Below are 18144 nucleotides of genomic sequence, written 5' to 3'. Positions count from 1 at the left end.
TTAGTACCTAGTCATAAAAATGGATGGTGCGGTATGAAAAAAAGAAGAAGTAAAAAAGAAAGACAAGAATTATTACAACAAACAATAGAAACGAATCCTTTTATTACGGATGAAGATTTAGCAGAAAAATTTCAAGTGAGTATACAAACCGTACGTCTTGATCGTATGGAATTATCTATTCCTGAATTAAGAGAAAGAATTAAACATGTAGCTACGAAGCAACATGAAGAAGATGTGAAATCTTTACCGTTAGAAGAGGTTGTCGGAGAAATTATCGATATAGAATTAGATAGACATGCGATTTCTATCTTTGAAGTGAAGGTAGAACACGTATTTAAAAGAAATCAGATTGCCCGTGGGCATCATTTGTTTGCACAAGCAAACTCACTAGCTGTTGCAGTTATTGATGAAGAATTAGCTTTAACTGCAAAGTCTACCATTCGATACATTCGTCCTGTAAAATTAGGAGAGCGTGTTGTTGCAAAAGCACGCGTTGAAGATGTAGAGAATGATAAAGGACGGACCGTTGTAAAAGTGCGTAGCTTTGTTGGAGAAGAACTTGTTTTTACAGGCACTTTTGAAATGTATCGATCTAGTAATTATAGTGAGGAAGGTAACAACTTATGAAAATCGCAATAGATGCAATGGGCGGCGATCACGCTCCAAAGGCTGTCGTATTAGGAGCAATGAAAGCTATTAAGGAATATTCTGATTTACATATTACGTTAGTAGGGAAAGAAGAGGAAATTCGTCAATACTTAACGAGTGAAGAACGAATTACTATACTTCATACAGATGAAAAAATCGAATCGACAGATGAACCAGTAAGAGCGGTTCGTCGAAAAAAACAAGCTTCAATGGTACTAGCAGCGCAGCAAGTGAAAGACGGCGTAGCGGATGCTTGTATATCAGCTGGTAGTACAGGAGCTTTAATGGCGGCTGGATTGTTTGTTGTAGGTCGTATGGAAGGAATTGAGCGACCAGCTTTATCCCCTACAATGCCAACTGTTGATGGAGAAGGTTTTGTTATGTTAGATGTTGGAGCGAACGTTGATGCAAAACCAATTCATTTATATCAATATGCAGTAATGGGATCTGTATACGCTGAGAAAGTAAGAGGAATTAAAAATCCTCGCGTTGGACTTTTGAACGTTGGAACAGAGGATGGCAAAGGGAACGAGCTTTCAAAACAAGTCTTTGCAATGCTTAAGGATGCCCCAATTCATTTCGTTGGGAACGTTGAATCAAGAGATTTATTGCAAGGTGTAGCAGATGTTGTTGTGTGTGATGGTTTTACAGGGAATGTAGCGCTAAAATCATTAGAAGGAACGGCACTTGCATTATTCTCTATGTTAAAAGAGCAGTTAATGAGTTCGTTTACGAGTAAATTAGCAGCAGCGGTATTAAAGCCAAAACTTATGGTATTAAAAGATAAAATGGATTATTCGGAGTATGGGGGAGCGGCATTGTTTGGATTGAAAGCTCCTGTCATTAAGGCTCACGGTTCTTCCAATGACCAATCGATATTTAGTGCGATTCGTCAAACGAGAGAAATGGTAGCGAAAGAAGTAATTCCTACTATTTCAAGTGTAATGGAGAAAGAGCCACTCCAATAAGAGGAGGGTTTGAAATGGGAAAACTAGCATTTCTTTTTCCGGGCCAAGGTTCACAGGCAGTTGGAATGGGTAAACAGTTAGCGGAGAATAATAAAGAGGTTGCAAATGTGTTTGCAAAAGCAGATGAGGTGTTGCAAGATTCACTTTCAGAAGTGATTTTTGAAGGACCGCAGGAAAAGCTTACGTTAACGACAAATGCGCAGCCTGCCTTATTAACAACGAGTTTTGCTATTTTGACAGCTTTGAAAGAGTATGATATTACACCAGACTTTGTTGCAGGACATAGTTTAGGTGAATATAGCGCTCTTGTAGCAGCGGGTGCAATAACTTTTGAAGACGCTGTATACGCTGTAAGGAAACGTGGGGAATATATGGAAGAAGCTGTTCCTGGCGGAGAAGGTGCAATGGCGGCTATTTTAGGTGCTGATCCACATATGCTGAAACAAGTTACAGAAGAAGTAACAAGTGAAGGATATGCAGTACAAATCGCTAATATGAATAGTACGAAGCAAATTGTGATTTCTGGAACAAAGCAAGGAGTCGAGATTGCTTCTCAAAGAGCGAAAGAAAATGGTGCAAAGAGAGCAATTCCGCTTAAGGTAAGTGGACCGTTCCACTCTTCACTTATGAAGCCGGCAGCTGAGAAGTTCCAAAGTGTCCTAAATGAAATTACAATTCAAGATACGAATATTCCTGTTATCGCAAATGTAACAGCAGACGTTATTACAAGCGGTACACATATTCAAGAAAAGCTAATTGAACAGCTCTATTCGCCTGTCTTATGGTACCCGTCCATTGAAAATATGGTGAGTCAAGGGGTAGATACATTTATTGAGATTGGACCGGGGAAAGTACTTGCTGGACTTATGAAGTCAATTGATTCATCAGTGAAAGCATATGCGATATATGATGAAGAGACATTAAAAGATACCATTTCAAATTTGAGAGGAGAAAACTGATGTTAAAAGGGAAAGTAGCATTAGTAACTGGCGCTTCACGTGGAATTGGTCGTGCGATTGCGATTGATTTAGCGAAACAAGGGGCAAATGTTGTAGTAAATTATGCTGGTAATGAGCAAAAGGCAAATGAAGTAGTTGATGAAATAAAGAAATTAGGTTCGGATGCAATTGCTGTAAGAGCAGATGTTGCAAATGCTGAAGACGTTACAAATATGGTGAAACAAACTGTAGATACTTTTGGACAAGTTGATATTCTTGTAAATAACGCAGGTGTAACAAAAGATAATTTATTAATGCGTATGAAAGAAGAAGAATGGGATACAGTTATTAATACAAACCTAAAAGGTGTATTCTTATGTACGAAGGCAGTATCTCGATATATGATGCGTCAACGTCATGGGCGTATTATTAATATCGCTTCTGTTGTTGGCGTAACAGGTAATCCAGGACAAGCAAACTATGTTGCTGCTAAAGCGGGTGTAATTGGATTAACAAAAACATCCGCAAAAGAGTTAGCGAGCCGTAATATTACTGTAAATGCAATTGCTCCTGGGTTTATTGCCACAGATATGACAGACGTATTAGATGAAAATATAAAAGCTGAAATGTTAAAATTAATTCCTGTAGCTCAGTTTGGTGAAGCGGAGGATATCGCAAATGCTGTAACTTTCTTTGCTTCTGATCAAAGCAAATATGTTACAGGTCAAACGTTAAATGTTGATGGCGGTATGGTAATGTAATAAAAGAATTGATTTCAGCTAGTTTTTTTGGCCAATATTTAATATAATATTTGAGGGGAGGTGAATGGAATGGCAGATGTTTTAGAGCGTGTAACAAAAATCATCGTTGATCGTTTAGGTGTAGAAGAAACTGAAGTAGTACCAGCTGCGAGCTTTAAAGAAGATTTAGGCGCAGACTCCCTAGATGTAGTAGAACTTGTAATGCAATTGGAAGATGAATTCGAAATGGAAATTTCTGATGAAGATGCTGAAAAGATTGCTACTGTTGGCGATGCTGTGACTTACATAGAGAGTCATCTATAATGCTTAAGTGAAGTCCCGTTTTTTAGCGGGGCTTCTCGGCTTATATCTGGAGGGACTTATGCCGTACCGAAAACATAGAGAAAAAAAATATGAAACAAAATATCGTGAAGCGTTTAAAGTATTTCAAGAAGAAATAGGTATTACGTTTTCAGATGAAAAATTATTGATTCAAGCATTTACGCATTCATCGTATGTGAATGAGCATCGAAAAAAACCGCATGAGGACAATGAGCGTCTTGAATTTCTTGGTGATGCTGTATTGGAACTCACTGTATCGCAGTATCTGTTTCAAAAATATCCGACAATGAGCGAAGGAGAGTTAACAAAACTACGTGCAGCTATTGTATGTGAACCATCTCTTGTTCGTTTTGCAAACGAATTGTCATTTGGTAGCCTTGTTTTATTAGGAAAAGGCGAGGAAATGACGGGTGGACGTGAACGACCAGCTTTATTAGCGGATGTCTTTGAAGCGTTTATTGGTGCCCTTTATCTTGATCAAGGGCTTGAAACAGTTTGGGGATTCTTAAAAGAAGTTGTATATCCGAAAATTAATGAAGGTGCTTTTTCTCATGTGATGGATTATAAGAGTCAATTACAAGAGTTGATTCAGCGTGATGGTAGTGGCAATATTGAGTATCAAATTTTGCAAGAAAAAGGACCGGCTCATAACCGAGAATTTGTGTCACGTGTTACGTTAAATAACGTGGCTTTAGGTCTTGGTAGTGGCAAGTCGAAAAAAGAAGCAGAGCAACAAGCTGCTGCAGAAGCATTGAAAAAATTAAAAGAACAACTATAAGGAATCCCCCTTTGAATGAGGGGGATTCCTTATGCATAGAATGAAACTTTCTTTTGTTTGTGAATAAAGGGAAGGGAAATCCGTATAATAGCTCGTTTTTGTATAGATAACAGTTATAACAACGGAGAATAGGAGGAAGGCCTTTCGTGTTTTTAAAAAGATTAGAAATAGCAGGATTTAAGTCGTTTGCTGAGCGCGTATCTGTTGATTTTGTCCCAGGTGTAACTTCTGTAGTAGGACCTAATGGAAGTGGGAAAAGTAATATTACTGATGCGATTCGCTGGGTACTTGGTGAACAATCTGCAAAATCGTTACGTGGTGCAAAGATGGAAGATATTATTTTTGCGGGCAGTGATACGAGAAGAGCAGTTAATGTTGCTGAAGTAACATTAACTTTAAATAATGAAGATCAACGTTTACCGATTGAATATAATGAGGTGTGTGTAACACGTCGTGTATCTCGTTCTGGTGATAGTGATTTTTATATTAATAAACAATCATGTAGATTGAAAGATATTATCGATTTATTTATGGACTCTGGTATGGGAAGAGAAGCTTTTTCGATTATTAGCCAGGGGAAAGTTGAAGAGATTTTAAGTAGTAAATCGGAAGAACGTCGTGGTGTATTTGAAGAAGCTGCTGGAGTGCTGAAATACAAACTTCGTAAAAAGAAAGCTGAAGCAAAATTAGCAGATACACAAGAAAACTTAAATCGTGTACAAGATATCATTCACGAATTAAGTAGTCAAGTAGAACCTTTAGAAAGACAAGCTTCTATTGCGAAAGATTATCTTGAGAAAAAAGAAGAATTAGAGAAAGTAGAAGCGGCGCTTATTGTACATGAAATTGAAGAATTACATGAGAAATGGGAAGCGCTTCGAAATCAGTTTGGACATAATAAAAACGAAGAAGCTAAAATGTCAACGCATTTACAAAAAGGTGAAGAAGAGCTAGAGGAATTACGAGGACAATTACAAGCAGTAGATGAGTCTGTAGATTCCTTACAAGAAGTACTTCTTCTTTCTAGTAAAGAGCTAGAAAAGTTAGAAGGACAGCGTGAGTTATTAAAAGAGAGAAAACAAAATGCAACGACGCATTGTGCGCAACTCGAGCAGTTAATTGTTGAATTAACAGAGAAAGCTACAAGTTATGATGGTGAAATTGAATCCAGTACAGAAGTGTTGATGCAATTTGTAAATCAAGTAAAAGAGTTGGAAACGAAATTGCATGATAATGAGTTACTGCTTGCAACTTTTGCTGACAATTTAGAGGAACAAATTGAGAATTTAAAAGGTGACTATATTGAACTTTTAAATCAACAAGCTAGTCATCGCAATGAGTTATCTATGATTGAAGAACAATCTAAACAACAAAACTCTAAAAATGAACGCCTTGATGAAGAAAATGCGAAATATGTAGAAATGCGTATGGAAATTACCGCGAAAAAGACGAAGCTTGTGGAAAGTTATGAACAAGTGAAAGAAAAAGTAGCTGGTATCCTTTCGAATATACAAAAGACAGAAGCGGCACTTGGGAAATGCAAGACGCAGTATAGTGAAAATGAAACAAAACTGTATCAAGCGTATCAATTTGTAGAACAGGCACGTTCCCGAAAAGAAATGCTAGAAGAGATGCAAGAAGATTACTCTGGTTTCTATCAAGGAGTACGTGAAGTATTAAAAGCTAGAGAAAATAAGTTGCAAGGCATCGAGGGTGCTGTCGCAGAACTGCTAACAGTACCGAAAGAATATGAAATTGCAATGGAAATTGCTCTAGGTGCAGCAATGCAGCATATTGTCGTACAAAAAGAAGAACATGCTCGTAATGCAATTGCGTTTTTAAAACAAAATAAACATGGGCGAGCAACGTTTTTACCGCAAGCTGTTATTAAAAGTAGATCGTTATCATTTGAACAATTACGTATTGTAAATCAACACCCATCGTTTGTAGGTGTGGCGGCAGAACTTGTGCAATATAACAATAAATATGAAAATGTAGTTTCGAATTTATTAGGTACTGTTATTGTTGCGAAAGATTTACGCGGGGCAAATGAGTTAGCGAAACAACTGCAATACCGTTATCGCATTGTAACAATCGAAGGTGATGTAGTGAACCCTGGTGGTTCTATGACAGGTGGAGCGGTAAAACAGGCAAAATCTTCTTTATTAGGACGTCAACGTGAACTAGAAGAGTGGACGAGCAAGTTAACTGATATGGAAGAGAAAACAACGAAGTTAGAAAACTTTGTTAAAGCAGTAAAGCAAGAGATTCAAGAAAGAGAAGTGCAAATACGCGAACTAAGGCAAAGTGTAGAAGTAGAGCGTGTAGATGAACAGAAATTAAGAGAAGAAATTAATCGCTTAGAATTAGAAGAACATCGTATTAATGATCGTTTATCTATTTACGATTTAGAGATTGAAGGATTCTTACAAGATCAAGTGAAGATACAAGGGCGTAAAGAAGAGTTAGAAAAGATTTTAGCGACTCTTCAAGCAGAGATTACGGGATTAGATAGCAAAATTGTCGCTTTAACTAAACAAAAAAGTGAGCAGCATTCTTCGAAAGAAAAAGTTCAAAAAGAAATGACTGAGTTGAAAGTGTTGGCGGCTGAAAAGCAACAACGCTTATCTAATCAAAAAGAAAAAGTTGAACGATTGACGAAAGAAAAAGAAGAAACGGATGCAACGCTTGTCAAAACGAAAGAGGATTTAGCATTTTTAAAACAAGAAATGACATCGAATTCAAGTGGTGAAGAGCAAATTACGAATATGATTGAGAAGAAAGCATATGATCGTAATCAAACTTCAGAGTTAATTCGCTCTCGTCGCGAACAACGCGTATCGTTACAAGAGAGAGTAGAACAGTTAGAGCGTAACCTAAAAGAAACAACAGGTAAGCATAAATACATTCTTGAGATGTTGAAAGATCAAGAAGTAAAAATAAACCGACTTGATGTAGAGTTAGAAAATAGATTACAGCATTTACGTGAAACATATACAATTTCATTTGAAGCAGCAAAATTGAAGTATACAATGATAATGCCTGCTGAGGATGCACGTAAAAAGGTGAAACTAATTAAACTATCCATCGAAGAGTTAGGCACAGTAAACTTAGGGGCAATTGAAGAGTATGAGCGTGTAGCAGAGCGTCATACATTCTTACTGGAGCAAAAAGATGATCTAGAAGAAGCGAAAACGACATTGCACCAACTTATTACTGAAATGGATGAAGAGATGAAAAAACGCTTTTCTACTACGTTTGAAGGAATTCGAATGGAGTTTCAATCAGTATTCTCTGAATTATTTGGAGGCGGTAGAGCGGATTTAGTCATGACGAATCCAGAGGACTTATTAAATACTGGTATTGATATTGTAGCGCAACCGCCAGGGAAGAAACTGCAAAACTTAGGTTTACTTTCAGGTGGAGAGCGTGCTTTAACAGCCATTGCGCTGCTATTTGGTATTTTAAAAGTGCGTCCAGTTCCATTCTGTGTACTAGATGAGGTAGAGGCGGCTCTTGATGAGGCGAATGTTGCCCGTTTTGCACAGTATTTAAAGAAATTTAGTGATGAGACACAGTTTATTGTCATTACACATAGAAAAGGTACAATGGAAGAGTCTGACGTATTGTACGGTGTAACGATGCAAGAGTCAGGGGTATCTAAACTTGTTTCGGTTCGTTTAGATGATGGAGAAGAACTAGTGGCAAGTAATTAGGAAGGATGGGACAGTATGAGCTTTTTTAAAAAATTAAAAGAAAAAATTTCAAAACAAACAGATACGGTAACAGAGAAATTTAAACAAGGGTTAGAAAAGACGAGAAATTCGTTTGCAGATAAAGTAAATGATTTAGTTTATCGTTATCGTAAAGTAGATGAAGATTTCTTTGAGGAACTAGAAGAAATTTTAATTGGTGCAGATGTCGGAGTTTCGACGGTAATGGAATTAATTGATCAATTGAAAGAAGAAGTGCAACGTCGTAACATCCAGGATCCAAAAGAAGTACAAGCTGTTATTTCAGAAAAGTTAGTAGGAATTTACAAAGGTGACAGTGAATTTAGCAACGAAATTAATATGCAAGAGGATCAATTAACAGTTGTTTTATTTGTCGGTGTTAATGGCGTAGGAAAAACGACGACGATTGGTAAACTAGCACATAAATTCAAAACAGAAGGTAAGTCTGTCCTATTGGCGGCAGGAGATACATTCCGCGCGGGAGCGATTGAACAATTAGAAGTATGGGGCGATCGCGTTGGTGTAGAAGTGATTAAACAAGGATCAGGATCTGATCCAGCGGCGGTTATGTATGACGCTGTACAAGCTGCGAAAGCACGTAAAGTAGACGTATTACTATGTGACACAGCAGGGCGCTTACAAAATAAAGTAAACTTAATGAAAGAGTTAGAGAAAGTGAAGCGTGTAATTGAGCGTGAAGTACCGGGGGCTCCTCATGAAGTATTACTTGTTATTGATGCAACAACAGGACAAAACGGTTTAAGTCAAGCGAAAACATTCCGTGAAGCAACGAATGTTACTGGTATTGTTTTAACGAAGTTAGATGGAACTGCTAAAGGTGGTATTGTATTAGCGATTCGTAACGAAATGGATGTACCGGTGAAATTTGTTGGATTAGGGGAGCAAATGGATGACTTACAGCAGTTTGATCCAGAACAATATGTGTATGGTTTATTTGCGAACTTAGTAGAAACAGAAGAAGTATAAGTGAAAGAAGCGGTATTTTCCGCTTCTTTTTCTATAAAAAATATGTGATGTTAAGAAAAAAACTTGACACTCTTTTGTACTCCATGTAAACTAATTCATGTAAAGGGAAATCACTTAACAAAGGATGATCCAACATGCTCGAGAAAACAACGAGAATGAACTATTTATTTGATTTTTATCAATCGTTGTTAACGCAAAAACAAAGAAGTTATATGTCGCTTTATTATCTAGATGATTTATCTCTTGGTGAAATTGCGGAAGAATTTGATGTAAGTCGCCAAGCCGTGTATGATAACATTAAACGGACTGAAGCGATGCTTGAAGAATATGAAGATAAATTAGTATTACTTCAAAAGTTTCAAGAGCGACAGCGACTTGTTGCAAAGCTAAAACAGCTAATCAGCGAAGAAGAGCATGTGAATGAAGAAATGAAACAAGTTGTTGAAGCTATCGAAAAATTAGATTAGGAGGGCGGCAATATGGCATTTGAAGGATTAGCCGACCGACTTCAACAGACAATGCAAAAAATCCGCGGCAAAGGAAAAGTTTCTGAAGCCGATGTGAAAGAAATGATGAGAGAAGTTCGTCTAGCTCTTTTAGAAGCGGACGTTAACTTTAAAGTAGTAAAAGATTTTGTAAAGCGTGTGTCTGAACGTGCTGTCGGACAAGATGTAATGACAAGTTTGACACCTGGACAACAAGTAATTAAAGTCGTACAGGAAGAACTTACAGAACTTATGGGCGGAGAGCAAAGCAAAATTGCTGTTGCTAATAGGCCACCGACTGTTATAATGATGGTTGGTCTGCAAGGTGCGGGTAAAACAACGACGACAGGTAAGCTTGCGAATTTGCTTCGTAAAAAGCATAATCGTAAACCAATGCTTGTTGCAGCGGATATTTACCGTCCAGCAGCGATTAAACAGCTTGAAACATTAGGGAAGCAATTGGACATGCCTGTATTCTCTTTAGGAGATCAAGTAAGTCCTGTTGAAATTGCGAAACAAGCGATTGCAAAAGCAAAAGAAGATCATCACGATTATGTTTTAATCGATACAGCGGGTCGTCTGCATATTGATGAAGAACTAATGGATGAATTAGCGAAAGTGAAAGAAGTTGCGAAACCGGATGAAATTTTCCTTGTTGTCGATGCGATGACGGGTCAAGACGCGGTAAATGTTGCACAAAGTTTCCATGAACAGTTAGGTTTAACGGGTGTTGTATTAACGAAATTAGATGGTGATACGCGCGGTGGTGCGGCATTATCTATTAAAGCTGTAACAAATACACCGATTAAATTTGCTGGTATGGGTGAAAAACTAGATGCGATTGAAGCGTTCCATCCAGAGCGTATGGCATCCCGTATTTTAGGGATGGGAGACGTCTTAACATTAATTGAAAAAGCGCAAGCTACAGTTGATGAAGAGAAAGCAAAAGAACTTGAGCAAAAAATGCGTACGCTTTCGTTTACGCTTGACGATTTCCTAGAACAACTTGGACAAGTGCGTCAACTTGGACCGCTTGATGAATTGTTAGGAATGCTTCCTGGTGCAAATAAAATTAAAGGGCTGAAAAATGCGCAAGTTGATGAAAAACAAATTGGGCATATTGAGGCAATTATTCGTTCTATGACTAAATTAGAGCGAGAACAACCGGAAATAATCAATGCTAGTCGCAAAAAGCGCATTGCCAAAGGTAGCGGTACAACGGTACAAGAGATCAATCGTTTAATCAAGCAATTTGATGATATGAAAAAGATGATGAAAACGATGACTGGAATGCAAAAAGGTAAGAAAAAAGGACTAGGTGGATTGAAGTTTCCATTCATGTAAGGAAAAAAGATGGCTCTGTTAAGAAAAAATACTTTACAAAGCAATAGTCTTTTTGCTAATATAATTATCTGTGTGAAATAAATTCGGAGGTGCTTTATAAATGGCAGTTAAAATTCGTTTAAAACGTATGGGAGCTAAAAAAACTCCTTTCTATCGTGTAGTTGTTGCAGATTCTCGTTCTCCTCGTGACGGACGTTTCATTGAGGAGATCGGTACTTACAATCCGGTTGCTCAACCAGCTGAAGTTAAGATCAACGAAGAAGCAGCATTAAAATGGTTAGGAAATGGTGCTAAACCATCTGATACAGTTCGTAACTTATTCTCTAACCAAGGTATCATGGAGAAATTCCACTTATCTAAACAAGGTAAGTAATTGAGGCAATGACTATGAAGAAGTTAGTCGAGACGATTGTCAAGCCTCTTGTCGATCATCCTGAAGATGTAAAAGTTACACAGGAACTTTACAACGGAGAGATAAAGTATCGATTAACTGTACATCCTGAGGATGTTGGAAAAGTCATTGGAAAGCAAGGGAGAGTTGCAAAAGCAATTCGAATGCTCTTGTATTCAGTGGGACATCATAATGATGAAAAAGTAACACTGGAAATTCAATAAACGTAAAAAGGGCGAGGAGTTATTTCCTCTCCCTTTTTTAACATTTAAAGAGAAGTTGCATGTTCCATATATGAAATGGAAATGCTTAATTTATATAGAAACCAGGGGTGACATACTATTTATGACAAAGTGGTTTAACGTAGGGAAAATTGTAAATACTCATGGCGTAAGAGGAGAAATTCGTGTTATTTCTCGTACTGATTTTCCAGAAGAGCGATATAAAGTAGGAAACACATTATACATAAGTAATGAGAAAAGTACAGACTACCTTCCGGTGAAAGTAACTTCTCATCGTCAACATAAGACATTTGATTTATTAACATTTGAAGGATACAACAATGTAGATGAAGCAGAGAAGTTTAAAGGTTCTTTAATAAAAGTACCAGAAGAGCAGTTAGGCGAACTAGCTGAAGGCGAATACTACTACCATGAAATTATTGGTTGCAGTGTTGTAACGGAAGAAGGAGAAGCGTTAGGAACAATAAAAGAAATTTTATCTCCTGGTGCAAATGATGTTTGGGTAATTAAACGTCCAAAAGGTCAAGATCTATTAATTCCTTATATTGATGATGTTGTACTTCAAGTTAACATTGAGAATAAATTAGTAACCATTCATGTAATGGAAGGATTGCTATAATGAAAATTGACATTTTAACATTGTTTCCAGATATGTTTACGGGTGTGTTTGGATCTTCAATTTTAAAGAAAGCACAAGAAAAAGAAGCGGTAGAGCTTCGTGTTGTCAATTTCCGCGATTATACAACGAGTAAGCATAATAGCGTAGATGATTATCCGTATGGTGGTGGAGCTGGGATGGTATTGACCCCTCAGCCTATCTTTGATGCAGTGGAAGAGTTAACGAAGGAAACAGAACGTAAACCGAGAGTTGTTTTAATGTGTCCACAAGGAGAGCGTTTTACGCAGAAGAAGGCAGAAGAGCTTGCTGAAGAAGAGCATGTTATTTTTGTGTGTGGTCATTATGAAGGGTACGATGAACGAATTCGTGAGCATCTCGTAACAGATGAGATTTCTATTGGTGACTACGTATTAACCGGCGGAGAGTTAGCCTCTATGGTTATTACTGATAGTGTCGTGCGTCTTCTGCCAGGAGTGTTAGGAAATCATGCTTCACAAGTTGAGGATTCGTTTAGTACAGGTTTATTAGAGCATCCTCATTATACACGTCCAGCTGATTTTCGTGGTATGAAGGTACCGAATGTATTAATGTCAGGAAATCATAAAAATATTGATGAATGGCGACACAAAGAATCACTACGTCGTACGTACACGCGTAGACCGGATTTACTAGAAGAACGAGAATTATCTAAGCAAGAAGTGAAATGGCTAAAACAGATTAAAGAAGACAAGTAAGGGCTAGATATATTTTCTATTGCAACAGTCCTAGCAATATGCTATTATAACACTTGTGCTACTGAAATCAGTGGCCGTATTAACGATGTTCCGCTGTAATTTATTAAGACTTTATAAGAGCATCTGTTTAAAGGAGAGAATTTAATATGCAACAATTAATCGCAGAAATTACTCAAGGCCAATTAAAAACTGACCTTCCTTCATTCCGTCCTGGAGACACTTTACGTGTACACGTAAAAGTAGTTGAGGGAACTCGTGAAAGAATTCAGCTTTTCGAAGGTGTTGTAATTAAACGTCGTGGTGGCGGAATCAGTGAAACATTCACAGTTCGTAAGATTTCTTACGGTGTAGGTGTTGAGCGTACATTCCCAGTTCACACGCCAAGAATCGCGAAACTTGAAGTACTTCGTCGTGGTAAAGTACGTCGTGCTAAGTTATACTACTTACGTAACCTTCGCGGTAAAAAAGCACGTATTAAAGAAATTCGATAAGACATGTATGGGAGCTTGTAAATGCACAAGCTCCCTTTTTCCAATCTATATAAAATTTTGATATAATACGAGCAGCTTACATAATCGTGGAGGGGAAATGCATGAAGAAAGAAAAGAGTTCACTTTGGGAATGGATCAAGGCAATTTTGATTGCTGTTGTATTAGCGGGTGTTATTAGACAGTTTTTCTTTGCGCCAATTCTCGTAGATGGAGTGTCGATGGCGTCTACTTTACATGATCGCGATCGAATGATTGTCAATAAAATTGGTTATCACATAGGAGATCCGAAACGATTTGATATTATCGTATTCCGAGCAACGGAAGATAAGGATTATATTAAGCGTATTATCGGCCTGCCAGGCGATGAAATAGAGTATCGTAATGATAAACTATATGTTAACGGAAAGGCTTATGAGGAGCCGTATTTAGACAAGCAGAAAAAACAAATTGCTGACGGACCGCTTACATATGATTTTACTCTTGAAGAAATGACAGGGAAGAAAACTGTTCCAGAAGGTCAATTATTTGTTTTAGGCGATAATCGTCGTTTTAGTAAAGATAGTCGCTCGATTGGTACAATTTCAATGGACCAAGTGATTGGAAAAGCAAATATACTATATTGGCCGTTAAAAGATGCTCGTATTGTGAAATAAAAGAAAAAGAAGGTGGCAACATGGTAATTCAATGGTTCCCGGGACATATGGCAAAGGCTAGACGCCAAGTAACAGAAAAATTAAAGTTAATTGATGTTGTAATTGAGCTTGTAGATGCTCGATTACCTTTATCTTCTCGAAATCCAATGATCGACGAGATCATTACACATAAACCGAGGCTTGTTGTTTTAAATAAAGCAGATATGGCAGATGATCGTTTAACAAAGCAATGGATCGCATATTTTAAAGAAAAAGACCAAATGGCAATTTCAATTAACGCACAAGCTGGACAAGGTATGAAGGAAATTGCAGCGGCTTGTAAAGTGTTGGTGAAAGAAAAATTTGATAAAATGGCTGCAAAAGGTATTAGACCGAGAGCGATTCGTGCATTAATTGTAGGTATACCGAATGTTGGTAAATCTACGTTAATTAATAAGTTAGCGAAGAAAAATATTGCTAAAACAGGAGATCGCCCTGGTGTGACAACAGCTCAACAATGGATTAAAGTTGGGAAGGAAATGGAACTGTTAGATACACCTGGTATTTTATGGCCTAAATTTGAAGATCAACTAGTGGGTCTTCGTTTAGCGACAACAGGCGCAATTAAAGATTCAATTTTAAATTTACAAGATGTTGCTGTTTACGCACTACGTTTTATGGAGAAACATTATCCAGAACGTTTGAAAGAGCGATATAATTTAAATGAAATTCCAGAAGATATTGTAGAGTTATTCGATGCAATTGGAAAAAATAGAGGCTGTTTAATGGGCGGCGGAATGATTGATTATGATAAGACATCTGAGCTTGTACTTCGTGAGCTTCGTGGTGGAAAACTTGGAAAAATGACGTTTGAAACACCGGAAGAGTTTGCAGAGCAGACAGAAGATGTAGAAAAAATAGAAGAAGTATAAGACGTGCGTTAGTACGTCTTTTCTTTTTTGTATATAAAGGGAGTGGCATGAATGCAAAAAGTGACTATTCAAGAAGCGGAACGTTTACTGCATGAAATAATGAGTGAAGAAGATGATCGCTTTCAACTATTAATGAAAGACGAGCGAAAAGGGATACAAAAGCTCATTTTGAAGTGGCATAAACAAAAAGAATTAGCGCAGAAAGAAAAAGAAAAGTTTTTCGAAATGTCTAGGTACGAGATTGCATTACGTGAAAAAGGGCTTACACTTATCGCGGGTATAGATGAAGTAGGGCGTGGGCCACTAGCTGGGCCTGTCGTGACGGCAGCTGTTGTCCTTCCGGAAGGTTTTTATATTCCAGGGTTAAATGACTCGAAAAAGCTGAGTGAGGCGAAGCGAGAGCGTTTTTATGATGAAATCAAAGCACAAGCAATTGCAATTGGAGTTGGAATTGTATCACCACAAATTATTGATGAAATAAATATTTATCAAGCGACGAAACAAGCGATGTTAGATGCTGTTGCGAATTTATCTTGTGCACCAGAGTATTTATTAATTGATGCGATGAAACTTCCTACACCAATTCCGCAAACATCCATTATTAAAGGTGATGCGAAAAGTATTTCTATTTCAGCTGCATCCATTATTGCGAAAGTAACGAGAGATCGTATGATGAAAGAACTTGGAGAAAAGTATCCTGCATATGGATTTGAACAACATATGGGATATGGTACAAAACAACATTTAGAAGCGATTGAAGCGCATGGAGTATTAGAAGAACATCGGAAATCGTTTGCACCAATTAAAGATATGATTCAAAAATAAGCTGCGAATATGCAGCTTATTTTTTTATTTTGGTATATGAACATTACTATTTTCAAAAAAGAATAAAGCGATTTCAGTTTTCTGACACTTTATTGTAGACAGCGTGCCAATCATCTTATACAATGGCAATGTAATGTTTTTTAAACATTAAAAAACTTTTCGAGTAAAACAGGAAAACAGGGGAGGATGGGACCATGAATATCCATGAGTACCAAGGTAAGGCAGTCCTTAGAAGCTATGGGGTTAGCGTTCCGAACGGGAAGGTTGCATTTACAGTAGAAGAAGCTGTAGAAGCAGCGAAAGAATTAGGAACGGATGTATGTGTAGTAAAAGCACAAATTCACGCTGGTGGACGCGGCAAAGCTGGCGGAGTAAAAGTTGCAAAAAATTTAGATGAAGTTCGTACATATGCAGAGAGCATTTTAGGAACTACACTTGTGACACATCAAACAGGTCCTGAAGGTAAGGAAGTAAAACGCTTACTTATCGAAGAAGGTTGCGATATTAAAAAAGAATATTATGTTGGTCTAGTTTTAGATCGTGCAACTTCTCAAGTTGTTTTAATGGCATCTGAAGAAGGTGGAACAGAAATTGAAGAAGTAGCAGAACAAACACCTGAAAAAATCTTTAAAGAATATATTGATCCAGCAGTAGGCTTACAAGGCTTCCAAGCGCGCCGAATCGCATTTAACATCAATATTCCAAAAGAGCTTGTAGGACAAGCTGTGAAGTTTATGATGGGCTTATACCGTGCGTTTATCGAAAAAGATTGCTCTATCGCGGAGATTAATCCACTTGTTACAACAGGTGACGGTAAAGTTATGGCATTAGATGCAAAATTAAACTTTGACTCTAATGCTTTATATCGCAATAAAGACATTTTAGAACTTCGTGATCTTGATGAAGAAGATTCGAAAGAAATTGAAGCTTCTAAATATGACTTAAACTACATTCCTTTAGATGGAAATATCGGTTGTATGGTTAATGGTGCAGGTTTAGCGATGGCTACAATGGATATCATTAAACATTACCATGGCGATCCAGCTAACTTCTTAGATGTTGGTGGCGGTGCAACAGCTGAAAAAGTTACAGAAGCATTCAAAATTATCCTTTCTGACAAAAATGTAAAAGGTATCTTCGTTAACATTTTTGGTGGCATTATGAAGTGTGATGTTATCGCAGAAGGTGTTATTGAAGCGACGAAACAAGTAGGTCTTGAATTGCCTTTAGTTGTACGTCTTGAAGGCACAAACGTAGAGTTAGGTAAGAAGATTTTAAATGAGTCTGGCTTAAATATTGTTGCAGCAGAATCTATGGCAGACGGTGCACAAAAAATTGTTTCACTAGTGGGCTAATAGAAAGCGGGGGAGAAAAATGAGCGTATTAGTTAATAAAGATACAAAAGTTATTGTTCAAGGTATTACAGGTTCTCAAGGATTATTCCACACAAAACAAATGATTGAATACGGTACGAAAATTGTCGGTGGTGTAACGCCAGGTAAAGGTGGCACTGATATTGAAGGTGTACCAGTATTTGATACTGTAGAAGATGCAGTGAAAGCAACAGGCGCAAATGCTTCAGTTGTATACGTTCCACCCGCTTTTGCGGCTGATGCAATTATGGAAGCAGTTGATGCAGAAATCGATTTAGTAGTATGTATTACTGAAGGAATTCCTGTATTAGATATGGTAAACGTAAAGAGATATATGGCAGGTAAACATACACGTTTACTTGGACCAAACTGTCCTGGTGTTATTACGCCTGATGAATGCAAAATTGGTATTATGCCAGGTTACATTCATAAAAAAGGTCATGTAGGTATCGTATCTCGCTCTGGTACATTAACGTATGAGGCTGTACATCAGTTAACACAAGAAGGTATTGGCCAATCTACTGCTGTAGGTATCGGTGGGGACCCAGTTAACGGTACGGACTTTATTGATGCGTTAAAAGCATTTAATGAGGATGAAGAAACGCATGCTGTAATTATGATTGGTGAAATCGGTGGTACAGCGGAAGAAGAGGCAGCTGAATGGGTGAAAGCTAATATGACAAAACCTGTTGTAGGCTTCATTGGTGGCCAAACAGCGCCTGCAGGCAAACGTATGGGCCATGCTGGTGCAATCATTTCTGGTGGTAAAGGAACTGCTGCTGAAAAGATTAAAACGATGGAAGCTTGTGGTATTAAAGTAGCAGAAACTCCAGCGGTTATGGGCGAAACGCTAATCTCTGTCTTAGAACCTGTTTAGAATCTATGGTATAATCTGTACAAAAAAGGATATTTTTTATGATACATAATTATACAAGTAACGT

The 18144-nt window shown here is 37.6% G+C and carries 20 protein-coding genes; all 20 read left to right on the top strand.

Going from position 1 to position 18144, the window contains the following annotated elements; all coding sequences use genetic code 11:
• The first annotated feature begins 33 nt into the window (after positions 1–33).
• Positions 34–627, top strand: coding sequence for a transcription factor FapR (fapR, locus tag PDL00_RS09775; protein ID WP_000747352.1), 594 nt, complete (start codon positions 34–36; stop codon positions 625–627).
• Positions 624–1616, top strand: a complete 993-nt coding sequence (plsX, locus tag PDL00_RS09770; protein ID WP_046956482.1) for a phosphate acyltransferase PlsX — start codon at positions 624–626, stop codon at positions 1614–1616. The genes fapR and plsX overlap by 4 nt, the downstream gene beginning before the upstream one ends.
• Positions 1617–1630: 14 nt before the next feature.
• Entirely contained in the window at positions 1631–2575 is a 945-nt protein-coding gene (fabD, locus tag PDL00_RS09765) for an ACP S-malonyltransferase (protein WP_061678212.1), read from the top strand.
• Complete coding sequence (gene fabG / locus PDL00_RS09760; RefSeq protein ID WP_061678211.1) at positions 2575–3315, top strand: 3-oxoacyl-[acyl-carrier-protein] reductase; 741 nt, start codon at positions 2575–2577, stop codon at positions 3313–3315. The genes fabD and fabG overlap by 1 nt, the downstream gene beginning before the upstream one ends.
• A gap of 69 nt (positions 3316–3384) precedes the next feature.
• Entirely contained in the window at positions 3385–3618 is a 234-nt protein-coding gene (gene acpP / locus PDL00_RS09755; RefSeq protein ID WP_000786062.1) for an acyl carrier protein, read from the top strand.
• Between the two features lie 58 nt (positions 3619–3676).
• Positions 3677–4414: a ribonuclease III gene (gene rncS, locus PDL00_RS09750; RefSeq protein ID WP_001146868.1), complete on the top strand. Its 738-nt coding sequence runs from the start codon at positions 3677–3679 to the stop codon at positions 4412–4414.
• 146 nt (positions 4415–4560) lie between these two features.
• Positions 4561–8130 (top strand): chromosome segregation protein SMC, encoded by a 3570-nt coding sequence (gene smc / locus PDL00_RS09745; protein WP_270728852.1) that lies wholly within the window; start codon positions 4561–4563, stop codon positions 8128–8130.
• A 15-nt stretch (positions 8131–8145) separates the two neighbouring features.
• Positions 8146–9135, top strand: a complete 990-nt coding sequence (ftsY, locus tag PDL00_RS09740; RefSeq protein WP_000007660.1) for a signal recognition particle-docking protein FtsY — start codon at positions 8146–8148, stop codon at positions 9133–9135.
• Between the two features lie 134 nt (positions 9136–9269).
• Positions 9270–9602, top strand: a complete 333-nt coding sequence (locus PDL00_RS09735; protein WP_000891061.1) for a putative DNA-binding protein — start codon at positions 9270–9272, stop codon at positions 9600–9602.
• A gap of 12 nt (positions 9603–9614) precedes the next feature.
• A complete protein-coding gene (gene ffh, locus PDL00_RS09730) occupies positions 9615–10964 on the top strand; it encodes a signal recognition particle protein (RefSeq protein ID WP_000863466.1) in 1350 nt (449 codons plus the stop codon).
• A gap of 100 nt (positions 10965–11064) precedes the next feature.
• Positions 11065–11337 carry a 30S ribosomal protein S16 gene (gene rpsP / locus PDL00_RS09725; RefSeq protein ID WP_000268750.1) on the top strand — a complete coding sequence of 91 codons (273 nt, stop codon included), beginning with the start codon at positions 11065–11067 and terminating at the stop codon, positions 11335–11337.
• A 14-nt stretch (positions 11338–11351) separates the two neighbouring features.
• Complete coding sequence (locus tag PDL00_RS09720) at positions 11352–11579, top strand: KH domain-containing protein (protein ID WP_000737399.1); 228 nt, start codon at positions 11352–11354, stop codon at positions 11577–11579.
• A 121-nt stretch (positions 11580–11700) separates the two neighbouring features.
• A complete protein-coding gene (rimM, locus tag PDL00_RS09715) occupies positions 11701–12216 on the top strand; it encodes a ribosome maturation factor RimM (protein WP_000170282.1) in 516 nt (171 codons plus the stop codon).
• Positions 12216–12950, top strand: coding sequence for a tRNA (guanosine(37)-N1)-methyltransferase TrmD (trmD, locus tag PDL00_RS09710; RefSeq protein WP_270728845.1), 735 nt, complete (start codon positions 12216–12218; stop codon positions 12948–12950). Before rimM ends, trmD begins: the two co-directional genes overlap by 1 nt.
• A gap of 146 nt (positions 12951–13096) precedes the next feature.
• The gene (rplS, locus tag PDL00_RS09705) at positions 13097–13441 is read left to right on the top strand and encodes a 50S ribosomal protein L19 (RefSeq protein ID WP_001186518.1); all 345 of its coding nucleotides are present in this window, start codon (positions 13097–13099) and stop codon (positions 13439–13441) included.
• Between the two features lie 101 nt (positions 13442–13542).
• Positions 13543–14094, top strand: a complete 552-nt coding sequence (gene lepB, locus PDL00_RS09700; protein WP_000711857.1) for a signal peptidase I — start codon at positions 13543–13545, stop codon at positions 14092–14094.
• Between the two features lie 20 nt (positions 14095–14114).
• Positions 14115–15005, top strand: coding sequence for a ribosome biogenesis GTPase YlqF (gene ylqF / locus PDL00_RS09695; protein WP_000236692.1), 891 nt, complete (start codon positions 14115–14117; stop codon positions 15003–15005).
• Between the two features lie 51 nt (positions 15006–15056).
• Positions 15057–15830, top strand: coding sequence for a ribonuclease HII (locus PDL00_RS09690; protein WP_242250665.1), 774 nt, complete (start codon positions 15057–15059; stop codon positions 15828–15830).
• A gap of 194 nt (positions 15831–16024) precedes the next feature.
• Positions 16025–17185 carry an ADP-forming succinate--CoA ligase subunit beta gene (sucC, locus tag PDL00_RS09685; protein ID WP_001020792.1) on the top strand — a complete coding sequence of 387 codons (1161 nt, stop codon included), beginning with the start codon at positions 16025–16027 and terminating at the stop codon, positions 17183–17185.
• A 19-nt stretch (positions 17186–17204) separates the two neighbouring features.
• Complete coding sequence (sucD, locus tag PDL00_RS09680; protein WP_270728838.1) at positions 17205–18080, top strand: succinate--CoA ligase subunit alpha; 876 nt, start codon at positions 17205–17207, stop codon at positions 18078–18080.
• Positions 18081–18144: the final 64 nt, after the last annotated feature.

Origin of the sequence: Bacillus cereus group sp. TH152-1LC, from assembly GCF_027710505.1 — a bacterium.
GTDB lineage: Bacteria > Bacillota > Bacilli > Bacillales > Bacillaceae_G > Bacillus_A > Bacillus_A mobilis.
This window is presented reverse-complemented; position numbering and strand designations above follow the sequence as displayed.

What these genes read in the sequence shown, in the direction of transcription:
- fapR (WP_000747352.1), top strand. Translation starts at nt 34, where the DNA reads ATGAAAAAAAGAAGAAGTAAAAAAGAAAGACAAGAATTATTACAACAA.
- plsX (WP_046956482.1), top strand. Translation starts at nt 624, where the DNA reads ATGAAAATCGCAATAGATGCAATGGGCGGCGATCACGCTCCAAAGGCT.
- fabD (WP_061678212.1), top strand. Translation starts at nt 1,631, where the DNA reads ATGGGAAAACTAGCATTTCTTTTTCCGGGCCAAGGTTCACAGGCAGTT.
- fabG (WP_061678211.1), top strand. Translation starts at nt 2,575, where the DNA reads ATGTTAAAAGGGAAAGTAGCATTAGTAACTGGCGCTTCACGTGGAATT.
- acpP (WP_000786062.1), top strand. Translation starts at nt 3,385, where the DNA reads ATGGCAGATGTTTTAGAGCGTGTAACAAAAATCATCGTTGATCGTTTA.
- rncS (WP_001146868.1), top strand. Translation starts at nt 3,677, where the DNA reads ATGCCGTACCGAAAACATAGAGAAAAAAAATATGAAACAAAATATCGT.
- ftsY (WP_000007660.1), top strand. Translation starts at nt 8,146, where the DNA reads ATGAGCTTTTTTAAAAAATTAAAAGAAAAAATTTCAAAACAAACAGAT.
- PDL00_RS09735 (WP_000891061.1), top strand. Translation starts at nt 9,270, where the DNA reads ATGCTCGAGAAAACAACGAGAATGAACTATTTATTTGATTTTTATCAA.
- ffh (WP_000863466.1), top strand. Translation starts at nt 9,615, where the DNA reads ATGGCATTTGAAGGATTAGCCGACCGACTTCAACAGACAATGCAAAAA.
- rpsP (WP_000268750.1), top strand. Translation starts at nt 11,065, where the DNA reads ATGGCAGTTAAAATTCGTTTAAAACGTATGGGAGCTAAAAAAACTCCT.
- PDL00_RS09720 (WP_000737399.1), top strand. Translation starts at nt 11,352, where the DNA reads ATGAAGAAGTTAGTCGAGACGATTGTCAAGCCTCTTGTCGATCATCCT.
- rimM (WP_000170282.1), top strand. Translation starts at nt 11,701, where the DNA reads ATGACAAAGTGGTTTAACGTAGGGAAAATTGTAAATACTCATGGCGTA.
- trmD (WP_270728845.1), top strand. Translation starts at nt 12,216, where the DNA reads ATGAAAATTGACATTTTAACATTGTTTCCAGATATGTTTACGGGTGTG.
- rplS (WP_001186518.1), top strand. Translation starts at nt 13,097, where the DNA reads ATGCAACAATTAATCGCAGAAATTACTCAAGGCCAATTAAAAACTGAC.
- lepB (WP_000711857.1), top strand. Translation starts at nt 13,543, where the DNA reads ATGAAGAAAGAAAAGAGTTCACTTTGGGAATGGATCAAGGCAATTTTG.
- ylqF (WP_000236692.1), top strand. Translation starts at nt 14,115, where the DNA reads ATGGTAATTCAATGGTTCCCGGGACATATGGCAAAGGCTAGACGCCAA.
- PDL00_RS09690 (WP_242250665.1), top strand. Translation starts at nt 15,057, where the DNA reads ATGCAAAAAGTGACTATTCAAGAAGCGGAACGTTTACTGCATGAAATA.
- sucC (WP_001020792.1), top strand. Translation starts at nt 16,025, where the DNA reads ATGAATATCCATGAGTACCAAGGTAAGGCAGTCCTTAGAAGCTATGGG.
- sucD (WP_270728838.1), top strand. Translation starts at nt 17,205, where the DNA reads ATGAGCGTATTAGTTAATAAAGATACAAAAGTTATTGTTCAAGGTATT.